Source organism: Streptomyces dangxiongensis (assembly GCF_003675325.1).
Lineage (GTDB): Bacteria > Actinomycetota > Actinomycetes > Streptomycetales > Streptomycetaceae > Streptomyces > Streptomyces dangxiongensis.
Map to the genome: position 1 here is coordinate 1,369,064 of NZ_CP033073.1, position 15,629 is coordinate 1,384,692.

Here is a 15,629-nt window from a genome sequence, read left to right on the forward strand (position 1 = left end):
CCGGTCCCCGGCCACCCAAATCGGGGTGCGCACGATCATGGGAACAAATGTTCTATTGTATGGCCAGTGCTACCGAGGAGGCGTCATGCGCTGGGAGAACCTCACCGTGGAGTCCGGGCCGCCCGAGGAGTCCGCCGAGCACGGCCGGGCCGCCGACGCCGCGCTGTTCGGCGCGGACACCGTGACGACGCGTACGTTCGACACGCCCGAGTTCCGCGGGATCACCTTCCACGAGGTCCGGGCGCGCTCGGTGCTGAACCGGGTGCCGGGCGCCTCGCGCATGCCGTTCGAGTGGACGGTGAACCCCTACCGGGGCTGCACGCACGCGTGTGTCTACTGTTTCGCCCGCCGGACGCACGGCTATCTGGACCTGGACACCGGCATCGGCTTCGACACCCAGATCGTGGTCAAGGTCAACGCTCCCGAGGTGCTGCGCCGCCAGCTCGCCTCCCGCCGCTGGCAGGGGGACCACGTCGCGATGGGCACGAACGTCGACTGCTACCAGCGCGCCGAGGGGCGCTACCGGCTGATGCCGGGCATCATCTCCGCCCTCACCGACCGCGCGAACCCCTTCTCCGTCCTCACCAAGGGGACCCTGATCCTGCGCGACCTGGAGCTGCTGGTCCGGGCGGCCCAGGTGACGGACGTGGGCATCTCGGTCTCAGTCGGCTTCCTGGACACCGAGCTGTGGCGCACGGTGGAGCCGGGCACGCCCGCGCCCGAGCGCCGGCTGGACGTCGTACGGACCCTCGGGGAGCACGGCATCGGCTGCGGGGTGCTGATGGCCCCGGTGATCCCGTTCCTGAGCGACACTCCGGCCCAGCTACGCGAGACCGTACGGGCGATCGCGGCGGCCGGGGCCACCTCGGTCACGCCCCTGGTGCTGCACCTGCGCCCGGGCGCCCGGGAGTGGTTCACGGCCTGGCTCGGCCGGCACCATCCGCACCTGGTGGGGCGGTACGAGCGGCTGTACGCCGAGGGCGCCTACGCGCCCCGCTGGTACCAGCGCCGGATCACCCGTCAGGTGCACGAGCTGGCCGAGGAGTACGGCATCGGTCCCACGCGCGCGGGGCAGGCCCGCCGGATCCGCCCGGCGCCCGTGCGACCCCCGGCCGGCCCGGAACCCACCCAACTGACCCTCATGTGAGCACGTCCGGGGGCATCAGGGGGATCCCTCGGCCCAATCGGGTCAAGTATCGCCGGAACACGTTCCCGGGGGGTTCGGCGCCGGGACGATGCGGCCAGAACCGTGAGCCTCGCGGTTCGCCGACACCTCCGTCCCGGGAGGACGCACATGAGACACCGCGCAGCCGTGCTGTGCGCAGCCGCCGCCATGGTGGCGGGCTCGGTCACCACCGTTCCCGTCCGGGCGGCCACCACCGTCCCCGTGCCGAAGCTGTCCTGGCGGAAGTGCGGCACCGGTGACCACCCAAGGCTCCAGTGCGCGTCCCTGAAGGTCCCGCTGGACCACGCGGACCCGTCGGGCCGCCAGCTCACCCTCGCCCTGTCCCGCGTGCCGCACACCGCGAAGACCTCCCAGGGCCCCCTGCTGGTCAACCCCGGCGGCCCCGGCGGCAGCGGTCTGACGCTCGCCGGTTTCGTCGCCTCGGCCCTGCCGGCGAAGGTGGCGTCCCGGTACGACGTCATCGGGTTCGACCCGCGCGGGGTCGGCGCCGGCGACCCGGCCCTGACCTGCGCGCCGGGCCACTTCGCGGCGGTGCGGCCGGACACCGTGCCGGCCACGCCCGCGCTGGAGCGGGCGAACCTGGAGCGGGCGCGGTCCTTCGCCGCCGCCTGCGGCCGTACGCACGCCGACGTGCTGCCGTACATCGACACCGTGAACACCGTCCGGGACCTGGACTCCGTGCGGCAGGCCCTGGGCGCGCCGAGGATCAGCTACTTCGGCTACTCGTACGGCACCTACCTCGGCGCGGTCTACGCGAAGCTGTACCCGCGGCGGGTCCACCGGCTGGTGCTGGACTCGATCGTCGACCCGACCGGCGTCTGGTACGAGGACAACCTCGGTCAGGACTACGCATTCGACGGGCGCCACCGGGCGCTGATGGCCTGGATCGCCCGGTACGACGCCACGTACGGGCTCGGCGGGGATCCCGCGAGGATCGAGGCCGCGTGGTACGCGATGCGGGCGGCCCTGGCGCGGACACCGGCCGGCGGCAAGGTCGGCGCCACCGAACTGGAGGACACCTTCGTCCCCGGCGGCTACTACAACGGCTACTGGCCCTACCTGGCCGAGGCGTTCGCGGCCTACGTCCACCACAAGGACACCGGGCCGCTGGTGCAGGCGTACGAGCACTTCGCCGCCGTGGACGCCCCGGGCGACAACGGCTACAGCGTCTACACGTCCGTGCAGTGCCGGGACGCGCCCTGGCCGCGCACCTGGGACCGGTGGCGCGCCGACACCTGGAAGGTGCACGCCAAGGCGCCCTTCATGGCCTGGAACAACACCTGGTACAACGCGCCCTGCGCGTTCTGGCCGGTCGCCGCGCGACGGCCGGTGGACATCACCAACGCCGAACTGCCGCCCGCGCTGCTGTTCCAGGCGACCGACGACGCGGCCACCCCGTACTCCGGCGGTGTCACGGTGCACCGGCTGCTGGCCGGCTCCAGCCTGGTGGTCGAGGAGGGCGGCGGCAACCACGGCATCACGCTGAGCGGCAACGCCTGCCTGGACGGGTACCTGGCCGCCTACCTCGCCGACGGCACGGTGCCGCGCGGCGGTGGCCCGGCCGACGCGGTCTGCGCGAAGTCACCGGATCCCGAACCGCTCACCACGAAGGCGGCGTCGACGTCGTCCCGCAGCTCGGCGCTGCACAGCCTGCTGGGCTTCCGCCGTTAGCGAGCGCCAAAACCGTCGGGGGTCTCGACCGCGGGGTGGGTCACCATGAGCGCATGAGTGGACGGACCAGGGCCCACATGCCGGCGGTGCGCGCGGCCCGCGCGGCACACATACCCGACGACCGCCTGCCGGCGTCCTCCGCGGTGCGGGTGGCCGCTCCGGTGGCGCCGGAGTTCCTGGTGGAGGTCGAGGCCCTCGGGGTGGTGGACGCGTGAGTGCCCTGACGGTGCGGGAGATGACCCTGGCCGACTGCGACCGCGTCTCCGAGATCCGCGTACGCGGCTGGCGGCACGCCTACCGGGGGCTCATGCCGGGGTCGTACCTCGACGGACTGGACGCCGCGGCCGACGCCGAACGCCGCCGGGCCCGGTTCGCCGAGGGGGACGGCTCCGTGGCGAACCTGGTCGCCGAGCGGGACGGCCGGGTGCTGGGGTGGGCGGCGTACGGACCGTACCGGGACGGTGACGCACCCGTCCGGGACGCCGAGCTGTACGCGCTCTACGTCGATCCGGCGCACCTCGGCGGCGGGATCGGCCGGACCCTGCTGGCCGCGTCGGTCGAGCGGTGCGCGGCGTGTCCGCGCATGCTCCTGTGGGTGCTCCGGGACAACACCTCCGCCCGCCGCTTCTACGAGCGCGCCGGGTTCCGGCCCGACGGGGCCGAGGAGCCGTTCGAGGTGGAGGGCACCGCCGTGCCCGAGGTGCGGTACGTGACGACGCCGGGCGCCTGACCCGGCGTCACCCGGGTCGTCCGCGCTGCTGTTCCGGGATCCGGGCCAGCGCGTGCACCGCCGCCTCCGCGAGCGCCGGGTGGGCCAGGGCCTCGTTCAGCACCCGCCGGGCACGGGCGTCACCGAGGGTGCCGAGGCCCTCCACACACGCGAGGGCGACTTTGCGGTAGGGGTCGTGCGGGCGCAGCCGCCGTTCCAGGGTGGTGATCAGCGCGGGCACGGACTCCGGGGCGCGCAGGGCGGCCAGGAGCCGGACCGGGTGCAGGGCGTAGGCGACGCGCAGTTCGTTGGTGGCGAGGGCGGCGGCGGCCCGGGCGGTGCGCGGGTCGCCGAGCCGGGCGAGGGCGTGGGCGGCGGAGGCGCAGCGCGGCGAGTCGCGGTGGTTGAGGAGCAGCACGAGGGACTCGAAGGCACGCCGGTCGCCGGCGAGGCCGAGGCGGAAGGCGGCCAGTTCCCTGGCCCACAGGGGCTGTCCGGGCGCGGTGAGCACCTCGGCCAGTTCGCCGTGGTCCTCGGTGGCGCGCAGGCGGTCGAACGCCGGCATGCCGCCCGACTCCTGCTGTAAGCGCTCCGTGAGCGATCGCAACTCTTCGTCCACGAGGTCCAGCGTAGGCGGGTCGCGGCGGCCGGGGGAGGTACATCACACAGTCGGTTTCTCCCCGGGGGCTGGCGCGCTCGTTACCCGCCGGTTAAGCTCATACGAGCGAGTCACCCTCTCGCTTATCCGCCGACGACGGTCTGGTGACGCGGCCGTCGGAGGTGTTCGGTCGGTTCGGTACGCCATGTGTACCGCAGTACGACCCGGCTCCGGGACAGGGCCGGTCGACGTTCCGCCGCTCCCGGGCGTGTGCACGCCCGCGGCACCGGCGGCACCGGGCGTGTGCGCTCGTAGCCCGGAAACACCCGCACTCCTTCCCGCACCGTGGTGCGCCCTCCGGCGCACCCGGCGCGCTCCTCGTCGTCACCCCTCATTCCTGGAGTCCCGCGATGGCCACTCCCCTGTCCCCCCAGCCCGGCACCCCCGTGTCCCCCTTCCGGACGGTCGCCGTCGTCGGCCTCGGCACCATGGGCACCGGCATCGCCGAGGTCCTCGCCAAGGCCGGCCGCGAGGTGATCGGCATCGACATCAGCGAGGCCCGGACCGCCCGGGCGCTGGCCGCCCTGGAGGCCGCCACCGAACGGGCCGTGGCCCGCGGCCGGCTCACCGGCCAGGAGCGCGCCGACGCCCTGGCCCGGGTGCGCACCGCCACCGACCTCACCGCGGCGGCCGACGCCGACCTCGTCATCGAGGTGGTCCCGGAGTCGTACGAGATCAAGCAGCAGGTCTTCGGCGAACTGGACGCCGTCGTCCGCCCGGAGACCGTCATCGCGACCGGGACGAACGCGCTGTCCGTGACCCGGCTCGCCGCCGGCTCCGCCCGCCCCGAGCGGGGGTGCTCGGCCTGCACTTCTTCAACCCTGCGCCGGCGATGCGGCTGGTCGAGGTCGTCTCCTCGGTGCTCACCGCGCCGCAGGCCGTCGCCGCCGTCACCGACTTCGCGGTCGAGCTGGGCAAGGAGCCGGTCGCGGTCGGCGACCGCCCGGGTTTCGTCGCGGACGGGCTGCTCTTCGGCTACCTCAACCAGGCCGCCGCGATGTACGAGGCGAAGTACGCCTCCCGTGAGGACATCGACGCCGCCATGCGGCTGGGCTGCGGCCTGCCGATGGGCCCCCTCGCCCTGCTGGACCTGATCGGCGTCGACACCGCGCGGACGGTCCTGGAGGCCATGTACGGCCGAGTCCCGGGACCGGCTGCACGCCCCCGCCCCGATCCTCAAGCAGCTCAGCGAGGCGGGCCTGAACGGCCGCAAGGCCGGGCGCGGCTTCTACACCTACGAGGCGCCGGGCAGCGCCACGGTGGTGCCGGACGCGACGAGCCCGGTGTCGGACAGTGCGGTCGCGACGGGCCGTACGGTCCGCTCCGTCGGTGTCGCGGGCTCCGGCACCATGGCCTCCGGCATCGCCGAGGTGTTCGCGAAGGCGGGCTACGCGGTCGTCCTGGCCGCCCGCAGCGAGGAGAAGGCCCAGGCCGCCAAGGCCCGGATCGGCAAGTCGCTGGCCCGTTCCGTCGACAAGGGCCGGCTGACCGCGGAGGCCGCCGCGCAGGTCCTGGACCGGATCACCCCGGCGGGCTCCTACGACGCCTTCGCCGACGTCGACCTGGCCGTCGAGGCGGTCGCGGAGGACCTGGAGGTCAAGCGGCAGCTTTTCGGGACGCTGGACAAGGTGTGCAAGCCGGGCGCGGTCCTGGCCACCACCACCTCCTCGCTGCCCGTCGTCGCCTGTGCGCGGGCCACCTCGCGCCCGCAGGACGTGATCGGCATGCACTTCTTCAACCCGGCGCCGGCCATGAAGCTGGTCGAGGTCGTCCGGACGGTGCTGACCGCGGACGACGTGCACGCGACGGTCCGCGAGGTGTGCGGCCGGATCAGGAAGCACGCGGTCGACTGCACGGACCGGGCGGGCTTCATCGTGAACGCGCTGCTGTTCCCGTACCTCAACAACGCGATCAAGATGGTCGAGGAGCACTACGCGTCGCTCGACGACATCGACGCGGCGATGAAGCTCGGCGGCGGCTACCCGATGGGCCCGTTCGAACTGCTGGACGTGGTCGGCCTGGACGTCTCGCTGGCCATCGAGAAGGTGCTGCACCGCGAGTTCCGCGACCCGGGCCTCGCCCCGGCCCCGCTGCTGGAGCACCTGGTGGCCGCGGGCTGCCTCGGCCGCAAGACGGGCCGCGGCTTCCGCGAGTATGCCCGCCGCTGACGGCGCCGGCGACCGGACCCGCGCGGACACGGACTGGGGCGGGCTGCTGGATCCCGGCGCGTTCGCGCCACCCGCGCGGCGCCGGGTCCCCCCGCCCTCCCGGACCGGCGGACCCCCGCCCTCCACGGGCGGGGGAACGCCCGCACCTGCGCACCGGACCGCGCCCATGCAGTACGTTCGGGTCATGTCGCAGTCCGCCAGGTCCTCCCGTACAGCCGCCACGCCCGACGCGCCGGAGAGTGCCGCGGGCAGCCGCGCCGCCGCCCAGCGGCTCAAAATGCGCCGCGAACTGGCGGCGGCAGCCATGGAGCTGTTCGCGACCAAGGGGTACGAGGCGACCACCGTCGACGAGATCGCGGCCGCCGCCGGGGTCGCCCGCCGCACCTTCTTCCGTCACTTCCGTTCGAAGGAAGAGGCGATCTTCCCGGACCACGACGACACCCTGGTCCGCGCGGAGGCGGTGCTGAACGCCGCCCCGGCGCACGAGCACCCGCTCGACACCGTGTGCCGCGGCATCAAGGAAGTCATGAAGATGTACGCGGCACGGCCGGAGATCTCGGTCGCCCGCTACAAGCTCACCCGCGAGGTGCCCACCCTGCGGGAGGCCGAGATCGCCTCCGTGGCCCGTTACGAGCGGCTGTTCACGCGCTATCTGCTGGGCCACTTCGACGAGCACGCGCACGCCGACGACGCCAACGACGACCCGCTGCTCGCCGAGGTCGCCGCCTCCGCCGTGGTCACCGCCCACAACCACGTGCTGCGGCGCTGGCTGCGGGCGGGCGGCCAGGGCGACGTGGAGGCGCAGTTGGACCACGCGTTCGCGATCGTGCGCAAGACCTTCGGCAGCGGTATCGGGGCCGGGCGCGGCCCCGCCGCGGGTCCCGCCGCGCAGCCGGCCCCGGCGGCGGTCTCCGCGCACGGCGAGGTCCTGGTGACGGTCGCCCGCACCGACGCTTCGCTGGACGAGGTCATGCGGGCCATCGAGGAGGCGCTGAAAGAGCGCTGACGGCACGGACACGCGGTGCTGACGGCCACCCTTCGGGGTGGCCGTTTTGGCGTGTCAGGGGCCGTTTTCGGGGAGGTTTCCGGGGCTGTTCGATCGATCATCGCTCATGTGTTACGTAAAGATTTCATCTGAGAGCAATTTCTGGCACTCAGTGCCTTGTCACCTGACACGCGGTGTCATACGTTGAAGAGGTCCGGGCGGCCGGCGAGCAGCGACCAGACGCTCGCCGGCTGTCCCCGCAAGCCCCATGGCCTGCGCGCCCGGACGCCTGCGTCACAGGCACCCTTCCGCGCCACAAAGCGCTGCCGAAGCACCACCGAGCCGAACCGACGGCACACCCGCAAACCCTCAGCAGCAACACCGACGAATCCCCAGCGCCCCCTCCCTCAGGGCGCTCACCGCCGGAGGCAATACCGTGACCGTGAAGGACATCCTGGACGCGATCCAGTCGAAGGACGCCACGTCCACCGACTTCGCCGCCCTGCCGCTCCCCGAGTCGTACCGTGCGATCACCGTGCACAAGGACGAGACGGAGATGTTCGCGGGCCTGGAGACCCGCGACAAGGACCCGCGCAAGTCGATCCACCTCGACGAGGTGCCCGTCCCCGAACTGGGGCCCGGCGAGGCCCTGGTGGCCGTCATGGCCTCCTCGGTGAACTACAACTCGGTGTGGACCTCGATCTTCGAGCCGCTCTCGACGTTCGGCTTCCTGGAGCGCTACGGCAAGGTCAGCGAGCTGACCAAGCGGCACGACCTGCCGTACCACATCATCGGCTCCGACCTCGCGGGCGTCGTCCTGCGCACCGGCCCGGGCGTGAACGCCTGGAAGCCCGGCGACGAGGTCGTCGCCCACTGCCTCTCGGTCGAGCTGGAGTCCTCCGACGGCCACAACGACACGATGCTCGACCCCGAGCAGCGCATCTGGGGCTTCGAGACCAACTTCGGCGGCCTCGCCGAGATCGCGCTGGTCAAGTCCAACCAGCTAATGCCCAAGCCGGGCCACCTTAGCTGGGAGGAGGCCGCGGCCCCGGGCCTGGTCAACTCCACCGCCTACCGCCAGCTCGTCTCCCGCAACGGCGCCCAGATGAAGCAGGGCGACAACGTCCTGATCTGGGGGGCCAGCGGTGGCCTGGGCTCCTACGCCACCCAGTTCGCGCTGGCCGGCGGCGCCAACCCGATCTGTGTCGTCTCCAGCGACCAGAAGGCGGACATCTGCCGCTCGATGGGCGCCGAGGCGATCATCGACCGCAACGCCGAGGGCTACAAGTTCTGGAAGGACGAGCAGACCCAGGACCCCAAGGAGTGGAAGCGCTTCGGCAAGCGCATCCGCGAACTCACCGGCGGCGAGGACATCGACATCGTCTTCGAGCACCCCGGCCGCGAGACCTTCGGCGCCTCGGTCTACGTCACCCGTAAGGGCGGCACCATCACCACCTGCGCCTCCACCTCGGGCTACATGCACGAGTACGACAACCGGTACCTGTGGATGTCCCTGAAGCGGATCATCGGCTCCCACTTCGCCAACTACCGCGAGGCCTGGGAGGCCAACCGCCTCATCGCCAAGGGCAAGATCCACCCGACCCTCTCCAAGGTCTACTCCCTCCAGGACACCGGCCAGGCCGCGTACGACGTGCACCGCAACCTTCACCAGGGCAAGGTCGGCGTCCTGTGCCTCGCCCCCGAGGAAGGCCTCGGCGTGCGCGACGAGGAGATGCGCGCCAAGCACATCGACGCCATCAACCGCTTCCGGAACATCTGAGGGCCTTAGATGACAGAGCGTCAGAAGGACCGTCCGTGGCTGATGCGGACGTACGCCGGCCACTCGACGGCCGAGGCGTCCAACGAGCTGTACCGGCGCAATCTCGCCAAGGGCCAGACCGGTCTGTCGGTGGCGTTCGACCTGCCGACGCAGACCGGCTACGACTCCGACCACATCCTCGCCCGCGGCGAGGTCGGCCGGGTGGGCGTGCCCGTCGCGCATCTCGGTGACATGCGCCGGCTGTTCCAGGACATCCCCCTGGAGCAGATGAACACCTCGATGACGATCAACGCCACCGCCATGTGGCTGCTGGCGCTCTATCAGGTCGTCGCCGAGGAGCAGGGCGCGGACATCACCAAGCTCCAGGGCACGACCCAGAACGACATCGTCAAGGAGTACCTGTCCCGGGGCACCCATGTGTTCCCGCCCGGGCCGTCGCTCCGCCTGACGACGGACATGATCGCGTACACGGTCTCCCACCTCCCCAAGTGGAACCCGATCAACATCTGCAGCTACCACCTCCAGGAGGCGGGGGCCACGCCGGTGCAGGAGATCGCGTACGCGATCTCCACCGCGATCGCCGTCCTGGACGCCGTCCGCGACTCCGGGCAGGTGCCCCGCGAGCGCATGGGCGACGTGGTGGCCCGCATCTCCTTCTTCGTGAACGCGGGCGTCCGCTTCGTCGAGGAAATGTGCAAGATGCGGGCGTTCGGCCGCATCTGGGACAAGGTCACGCGCGAGCGGTACGGCATCGAGGACGCCAAGCAGCGCCGGTTCCGGTACGGCGTCCAGGTCAACTCGCTCGGCCTGACCGAGGCGCAGCCGGAGAACAACGTCCAGCGGATCGTGCTGGAGATGCTGGCCGTGACCCTGTCGAAGGACGCACGCGCGCGTGCCGTGCAGCTACCGGCCTGGAACGAGGCCCTCGGCCTGCCCCGCCCCTGGGACCAGCAGTGGTCGCTGCGCATCCAGCAGGTGCTCGCCTACGAGAGCGACCTGCTGGAGTACGAGGACATCTTCGAGGGCTCGAAGGTGATCGAGGCGAAGGTGGAGATGCTGGTCGGGGACACCCTCGCGGAGATCGACCGCATCCAGGAGATGGGCGGCGCGATGGCCGCCGTGGAGTCCGGCTACCTGAAGTCGCGGCTGGTCGCCTCGCACGCCGAACGCCGGGCACGGATCGAGTCCGGCCAGGAGAAGATCATCGGCGTCAACATCTTCGAGGGCACCGAGCCGAACCCGCTGACCGCCGACCTGGACACCGCCATCCAGACGGTCGACCCGGCGGTCGAGGCCCGCGTCGTGGAGTCCCTGCGGCACTGGCGCGACACCCGCTACCAGCCGCCCTTCAACCACCCGCGCCCCTGCAAGGCGCTGGAGAGGCTGAAGGAGGCCGCCCAGGGCACCGGCAACCTGATGGAGGCCACCCTGGAGTGCGCCCGCGCCGGGGTCACCACCGGCGAGTGGGCGGGCGCCCTGCGCGAGGTGTTCGGCGAGTACCGGGCCCCCACCGGGGTCTCCTCCGCACCGGTGGCCGTCACCGCCGAGCCCGGCTCGGCGCTCGCCGGGGTCCGCGCCAAGGTGGACGCCACCGCCCGCGAGCTGGGCGCCGGCAAACTGCGCTTCCTGGTCGGCAAGCCGGGCCTGGACGGACACTCCAACGGGGCCGAGCAGATCGCCGTGCGCGCCCGTGACGCCGGGTTCGAGGTGGTCTATCAGGGCATCCGGCTCACCCCCGAGCAGATCGTGGACGCGGCACTGGCGGAGGACGTCCACGCCGTGGGCCTGTCGATCCTCTCCGGCTCCCACGCCCAACTGGTCCCGGACGTGCTCCAGCGGCTCCGTGTGGCCGGTGCCACAGATATACCCGTGATCGCAGGTGGCATCATCCCGAACGGTGACGCCGAACAGCTCAGGGCCGCCGGTGTGGCCGCGGTGTTCACCCCGAAGGACTTCGACATCACCGGGATCATCGGCCGCATCGTCGACGAGATCCGGAAAGCGAACAAGCTCGACCCCCTGGAGGTCCCCGCATGACGACTGTCAACCGCCTTCGCCCGCGGCGCTCCTGCCTGGCCGTGCCCGGCAGCAACCCGCGCTTCCTCGAGAAGGCTCAGGGCCTCCCGGCGGACCAGGTCTTCCTGGACCTGGAGGACGCGTGCGCGCCGCTGGCCAAGCCCGAGGCGCGGCACACCATCGTCAAGTTCCTCAACGAGGGCGACTGGACGGGCAAGACCCGGGGTGGTCCGCGTCAACGACTGGACGACCGAGTGGACGTACCGCGACGTCGTCACGGTGGTCGAGGGCGCGGGCCCGAACCTCGACTGCATCATGCTGCCGAAGGTGCAGAACGCCCAGCAGGTCGTCGCGCTGGACCTGCTGCTGACGCAGATCGAGAAGACCATGGGCTTCGAGGTCGGGCGGATCGGCATCGAGGCCCAGATCGAGAACGCGCAGGGCCTGAACAACGTCAACGAGATCGCGCAGGCCTCTCCGCGCATCGAGACGATCATCTTCGGCCCGGCCGACTTCATGGCGTCGATCAACATGAAGACCCTCGTCGTGGGCGAGCAGCCGCCCGGCTACCCGGCGGACGCCTACCACTACATCCTGATGAAGATCCTGATGGCCGCCCGCGGCCAACGACCTCCAGGCGATCGACGGCCCCTACCTCCAGATCCGCAACGTCGACGGCTTCCGCGAGGTCGCCGGCCGTGCCGCCGCGCTCGGCTTCGACGGCAAGTGGGTGCTGCACCCCGGCCAGGTGGACGCCGCCAACGAGGTCTTCTCGCCCTCCCAGGAGGACTACGACCACGCCGAGCTGATCCTGGACGCGTACGACTACTACACGTCCGAGGCGGGCGGCAAGAAGGGCTCGGCGATGCTCGGCGACGAGATGATCGACGAGGCCAGCCGCAAGATGGCCCTGGTCGTCTCCGGCAAGGGACGCGCCGCCGGCATGCAGCGCACCAGCAAGTTCGAGATCCCGGAGGGCTGAGCGCGATGCAGTTCGGACGCACGTACGAGGAGTTCGAGGTCGGGGCGACGTACAAGCACTGGCCCGGCAAGACGGTCACCGAGTACGACGACCACCTGTTCTGTCTCCTCACCATGAACCACCACCCGCTCCACATGGACTCGAACTATGCGGAGAGCACGACGGACTTCGGCAAGAACGTCGTCGTGGGCAATTACATCTACTCCCTGCTGCTCGGCATGTCCGTCCCGGACGTCTCCGGCAAGGCGATCGCCAACCTGGAGATCGAGTCGCTCAAGCACGTGGCGCCGACCTTCCACGGCGACACGATCTACGGCGAGACGACCGTGCTCGACAAGTGGCCCTCGAAGTCGAAGAACGACCGCGGGATCGTCCACGTCGAGACCAAGGGCTACAAGCAGGACGGGACCCTCGTCTGCGTGTTCCGCCGCAAGGTGATGGTGCCGACCGAGACGTACATCAAGGAGCGCGGCGGCGAGCAGCCCGGCCGCCCGGAACCGCTGGACATTCCAAAGCGTGAGCAGGAGAAGTAAGCCATGGCCCGTCTCGCCCAGACCGCCGGTCTGACCGACGTCCAGCAGGAGATCCTCTCCACCGTCCGGGACTTCGTCGACAAGGAGATCATCCCGGTCGCGACCGAGCTGGAGCACCGCGACGAGTACCCGCAGGCGATCGTGGACGGCCTGAAGGAACTCGGCCTGTTCGGCCTGATGATCCCCGAGGAGTACGGGGGCCTGGGCGAGTCGCTGCTCACCTACGCGCTGTGCGTGGAGGAGATCGCCCGCGGCTGGATGTCGGTGTCCGGCATCATCAACACCCACTTCATCGTCGCGTACATGCTCAAGCAGCACGGCACGCAGGAACAGAAGGACCACTTCCTGCCGCGCATGGCGGCCGGTGACATCCGCGGCGCGTTCTCGATGTCGGAGCCGGGACTGGGCTCGGACGTGTCGGCCATCACCTCCAAGGCGGTGAAGGACGGCGACGAGTACGTCCTGAACGGCCAGAAGATGTGGCTGACGAACGGCGGTACGTCCTCGCTCGTGGCCGTTCTCGTCCGCAGTGACGAAGGACACCCCGAGGGCACCGCGCCCCACCGGTCGATGACCACCTTCCTGGTGGAGAAGGAGCCGGGCTTCGGCGAGGTCCGCCCGGGCCTCACCATCCCCGGCAAGATCGACAAGATGGGCTACAAGGGCGTCGACACCACCGAGCTGATCATGGACGGCCTGCGGGTACCGGCCGACCGGGTGCTCGGCGGGGTCACCGGCCGAGGTTTTTACCAAATGATGGACGGCGTGGAGGTCGGCCGGGTCAACGTGGCGGCGCGCGGCTGCGGGGTCGCCCAGCGCGCCTTCGAGCTGGGCGTCCGGTACGCCCAGCAGCGTCACACCTTCGGCAAGCCGATCGCCCAGCACCAGGCCATCCAGTTCAAGCTGGCGGACATGGCCACCAAGGTCGAGGCCGCCCATGCGATGATGGTCAACGCCGCACGCAAAAAGGACTCCGGGGAGCGAAACGACCTGGAGGCCGGCATGGCGAAGTACCTGGCCTCCGAGTACTGCAAGGAGGTCGTGGAGGACGCCTTCCGGATCCACGGCGGCTACGGCTTCTCCAAGGAGTACGAGATCGAGCGCCTCTACCGCGAGGCCCCGATGCTGCTCATCGGCGAGGGTACCGCCGAGATCCAGAAAATGATCATCGGGCGCAGGTTGCTCGAAGAGTACCGCTTCCAGGGCTGATTGTCCGGGTACGGGGTGTTTTCTCCGAGAAGAAGATCACACCCCGTAGACGGTCTTCAGCCGCCGACTCGGCTGCCTGGCTTGCCCAGTTGCGGCCCGCGAACGGTACGATCCCGGAAAGCCGCCGTCCCCCGTACGAGCGCGGCATCATCCGCTACGAAGGTCATCCATGCCCCACAGCCAAACCTCTGCACACCGCGACAGCCTGGTAGGCGCACGCCTCGCGCGCGGAGCATCGCCGTGGCTTCTCCCGACCGTCGCCGCCGCAGCCCTCAGCCTGGCCCGCGCCCGCCGCTCGGGTGCCGCCAAGGCCGTCGCCGTGCCCGTCACCGCGCTCGCGGCGGGCATGCTGTGGTTCTTCCGCGACCCCGAGCGCGAGATCGCCCAGGGCCGGGTCATCTCGCCCGCCGACGGTGTGGTGCAGAGCATCATGCCGTGGAAGGACGGGCGCACCCGCGTCGCGATCTTCATGAGCCCGCTCAACGTCCACGTCAACCGCGCGCCCCTCGCGGGCACCGTGACGTCGGTCGAGCACATCCCCGGCGGCTTTGTTCCAGCTTTCAACAAGGAGAGCGAGAACAACGAGCGCGTAGTCTGGCACTTCGACACCGAACTCGGCGACATCGAGATGATCCAGATCGCCGGCGCGGTGGCCCGCCGCATCGTGCCCTACCTCCCCGAGGGCACGAAGGTCGAGCAGGGCGACCGTATCGGTCTGATCCGCTTCGGCTCGCGTGTCGACCTCTACCTGCCCGAAGGTGTGGAGGTCGCGGTCGAGGTCGGACAGAAGACCGTGGCTGGGGTGACTCGCATTGACCGTGATTGATCCGGAGACCCAGGCGGGCTGGGTGCCCGAGGCCGACGACGTGGACGACGACGAGGAGATGCCTCTCTCTCTTCGCCTGTCGATAGCGGACACGCTGACACTGGGCAACGCCACCTGCGGGTTCATGGCGGTGTACTTCACCACCACCGGCATCCTGATTCCGCACCTCACCGGCAGCCAGGAATCCGGCATGGGCCGCCACAGCGCGGCCACGGCGGTCATCCTGATGCTCTGCGCGGCGGTCTTCGACCTGTTCGACGGCCTGGTGGCGCGCAAGCTGCGCTCCTCCCCGATGGGCGCCGAGCTGGACAATCTGTCCGACCTGATCAGCTTCGGGCTCGCCCCCGCCTACTTCGTGCTCGTCTACGGCATGGTCGCCGACGACGCGCACCAGCGGGTGGCGGCGGTGGGCGCGATCGTGGTGCTGCTGGCGGTGGTGCTGAGACTGGCCCGGTTCAGTTGCGTGACGGTGAAGGACGGCACGTTCCAGGGCATGCCCTCGCCGTTCGGCGCGCTGACGGTCGTCTCGATCGTGCTGCTGGAACTGCCGTTCGTGGCGACGCTGCTGGCGATCCTGGGGACGGCGTGGCTGATGGTGAGCCGCGTGGAGTACCCCAAGCCGCGGGGCCGCCTCGCCGGCGCGGTGCTCGGCTGGATCGTGCTGTCGATGGGCCTCCTGGCCGCGTGGGCCTTCGACGCCCCCGGCGGTCAGCTACTGCTCCAGACGGGCTGCGCGCTCCAACTGGTCATGGGCGCGGTCATCCCGCTGTTCGCCACGGCCCGCCGGGTGAACAACTTCCGCGACAACCGGCGCGAGGCGCGGGCGACGCACCTGCCGTGACGCCCCGCCGAAAGGGCCCCGGATCCGACGAGGATCCGGGGCCCTTCGCTCTGTCGGCGCCCGGT

General features: G+C 70.8%; 11 protein-coding genes and 3 pseudogenes. 13 read left to right on the top strand and 1 reads right to left on the bottom strand.

What is annotated here, in order from left to right; all coding sequences use genetic code 11:
* Nucleotides 1–85: 85 nt before the first annotated feature.
* From D9753_RS06000 to D9753_RS06015, 4 genes and pseudogenes are all read left to right on the top strand, one after another.
* Complete coding sequence (locus D9753_RS06000) at nt 86–1,147, top strand: Rv2578c family radical SAM protein (RefSeq protein ID WP_121786058.1); 1,062 nt, start codon at nt 86–88, stop codon at nt 1,145–1,147.
* A 147-nt stretch (nt 1,148–1,294) separates the two neighbouring features.
* A complete protein-coding gene (locus D9753_RS06005; protein ID WP_121786059.1) occupies nt 1,295–2,857 on the top strand; it encodes an alpha/beta hydrolase in 1,563 nt (520 codons plus the stop codon).
* 71 nt (nt 2,858–2,928) lie between these two features.
* Nucleotides 2,929–3,072 (top strand): annotated as a pseudogene (locus D9753_RS06010) (RidA family protein); the annotation flags it as partial.
* Nucleotides 3,069–3,587 carry a GNAT family N-acetyltransferase gene (locus D9753_RS06015; protein ID WP_121786060.1) on the top strand — a complete coding sequence of 173 codons (519 nt, stop codon included), beginning with the start codon at nt 3,069–3,071 and terminating at the stop codon, nt 3,585–3,587. The pseudogene D9753_RS06010 and the gene D9753_RS06015, both read left to right, overlap by 4 nt.
* A gap of 7 nt (nt 3,588–3,594) precedes the next feature.
* On the opposite strand, the gene D9753_RS06020 is transcribed toward D9753_RS06015, so the two are convergent.
* On the bottom strand, nt 3,595–4,185 hold the full coding sequence (locus D9753_RS06020) for an adenylosuccinate lyase (protein ID WP_121786061.1): 591 nt from the start codon (nt 4,183–4,185) through the stop codon (nt 3,595–3,597).
* 389 nt (nt 4,186–4,574) lie between these two features.
* On the opposite strand from D9753_RS06020, the pseudogene D9753_RS39265 reads away from it, so the two are divergent.
* The 9 genes and pseudogenes from D9753_RS39265 to pssA all read left to right on the top strand — a co-directional run bounded on the left by D9753_RS39265 (nt 4,575) and on the right by pssA (nt 15,564).
* Nucleotides 4,575–6,392, top strand: a pseudogene (locus D9753_RS39265) (3-hydroxyacyl-CoA dehydrogenase family protein).
* Between the two features lie 166 nt (nt 6,393–6,558).
* Nucleotides 6,559–7,398, top strand: coding sequence for a TetR family transcriptional regulator (locus D9753_RS06030; protein ID WP_205614063.1), 840 nt, complete (start codon nt 6,559–6,561; stop codon nt 7,396–7,398).
* 421 nt (nt 7,399–7,819) lie between these two features.
* The gene (gene ccrA / locus D9753_RS06035) at nt 7,820–9,157 is read left to right on the top strand and encodes a crotonyl-CoA carboxylase/reductase (RefSeq protein ID WP_205614369.1); all 1,338 of its coding nucleotides are present in this window, start codon (nt 7,820–7,822) and stop codon (nt 9,155–9,157) included.
* Between the two features lie 9 nt (nt 9,158–9,166).
* The gene (locus D9753_RS06040) at nt 9,167–11,194 is read left to right on the top strand and encodes a protein meaA (RefSeq protein WP_121786064.1); all 2,028 of its coding nucleotides are present in this window, start codon (nt 9,167–9,169) and stop codon (nt 11,192–11,194) included.
* A pseudogene (locus D9753_RS06045) lies at nt 11,191–12,155 on the top strand (HpcH/HpaI aldolase/citrate lyase family protein). Before D9753_RS06040 ends, D9753_RS06045 begins: the two are co-directional and overlap by 4 nt.
* 5 nt (nt 12,156–12,160) lie before the next feature.
* Nucleotides 12,161–12,688 (top strand): MaoC family dehydratase, encoded by a 528-nt coding sequence (locus D9753_RS06050; RefSeq protein WP_121786065.1) that lies wholly within the window; start codon nt 12,161–12,163, stop codon nt 12,686–12,688.
* A 3-nt stretch (nt 12,689–12,691) separates the two neighbouring features.
* Entirely contained in the window at nt 12,692–13,897 is a 1,206-nt protein-coding gene (locus D9753_RS06055; protein WP_121786066.1) for an acyl-CoA dehydrogenase family protein, read from the top strand.
* Between the two features lie 169 nt (nt 13,898–14,066).
* Nucleotides 14,067–14,723, top strand: coding sequence for a phosphatidylserine decarboxylase (locus D9753_RS06060; protein ID WP_121786067.1), 657 nt, complete (start codon nt 14,067–14,069; stop codon nt 14,721–14,723).
* Between the two features lie 22 nt (nt 14,724–14,745).
* Nucleotides 14,746–15,564, top strand: coding sequence for a CDP-diacylglycerol--serine O-phosphatidyltransferase (pssA, locus tag D9753_RS06065; protein WP_121786068.1), 819 nt, complete (start codon nt 14,746–14,748; stop codon nt 15,562–15,564).
* Nucleotides 15,565–15,629 lie beyond the last annotated feature (65 nt).

What these genes read in the sequence shown, in the direction of transcription:
- D9753_RS06005 (WP_121786059.1), top strand. Translation starts at nt 1,295, where the DNA reads ATGAGACACCGCGCAGCCGTGCTGTGCGCAGCCGCCGCCATGGTGGCG.
- D9753_RS06050 (WP_121786065.1), top strand. Translation starts at nt 12,161, where the DNA reads ATGCAGTTCGGACGCACGTACGAGGAGTTCGAGGTCGGGGCGACGTAC.
- D9753_RS06030 (WP_205614063.1), top strand. Translation starts at nt 6,559, where the DNA reads ATGCAGTACGTTCGGGTCATGTCGCAGTCCGCCAGGTCCTCCCGTACA.
- D9753_RS06040 (WP_121786064.1), top strand. Translation starts at nt 9,167, where the DNA reads ATGACAGAGCGTCAGAAGGACCGTCCGTGGCTGATGCGGACGTACGCC.
- D9753_RS06055 (WP_121786066.1), top strand. Translation starts at nt 12,692, where the DNA reads ATGGCCCGTCTCGCCCAGACCGCCGGTCTGACCGACGTCCAGCAGGAG.
- D9753_RS06000 (WP_121786058.1), top strand. Translation starts at nt 86, where the DNA reads ATGCGCTGGGAGAACCTCACCGTGGAGTCCGGGCCGCCCGAGGAGTCC.
- D9753_RS06060 (WP_121786067.1), top strand. Translation starts at nt 14,067, where the DNA reads ATGCCCCACAGCCAAACCTCTGCACACCGCGACAGCCTGGTAGGCGCA.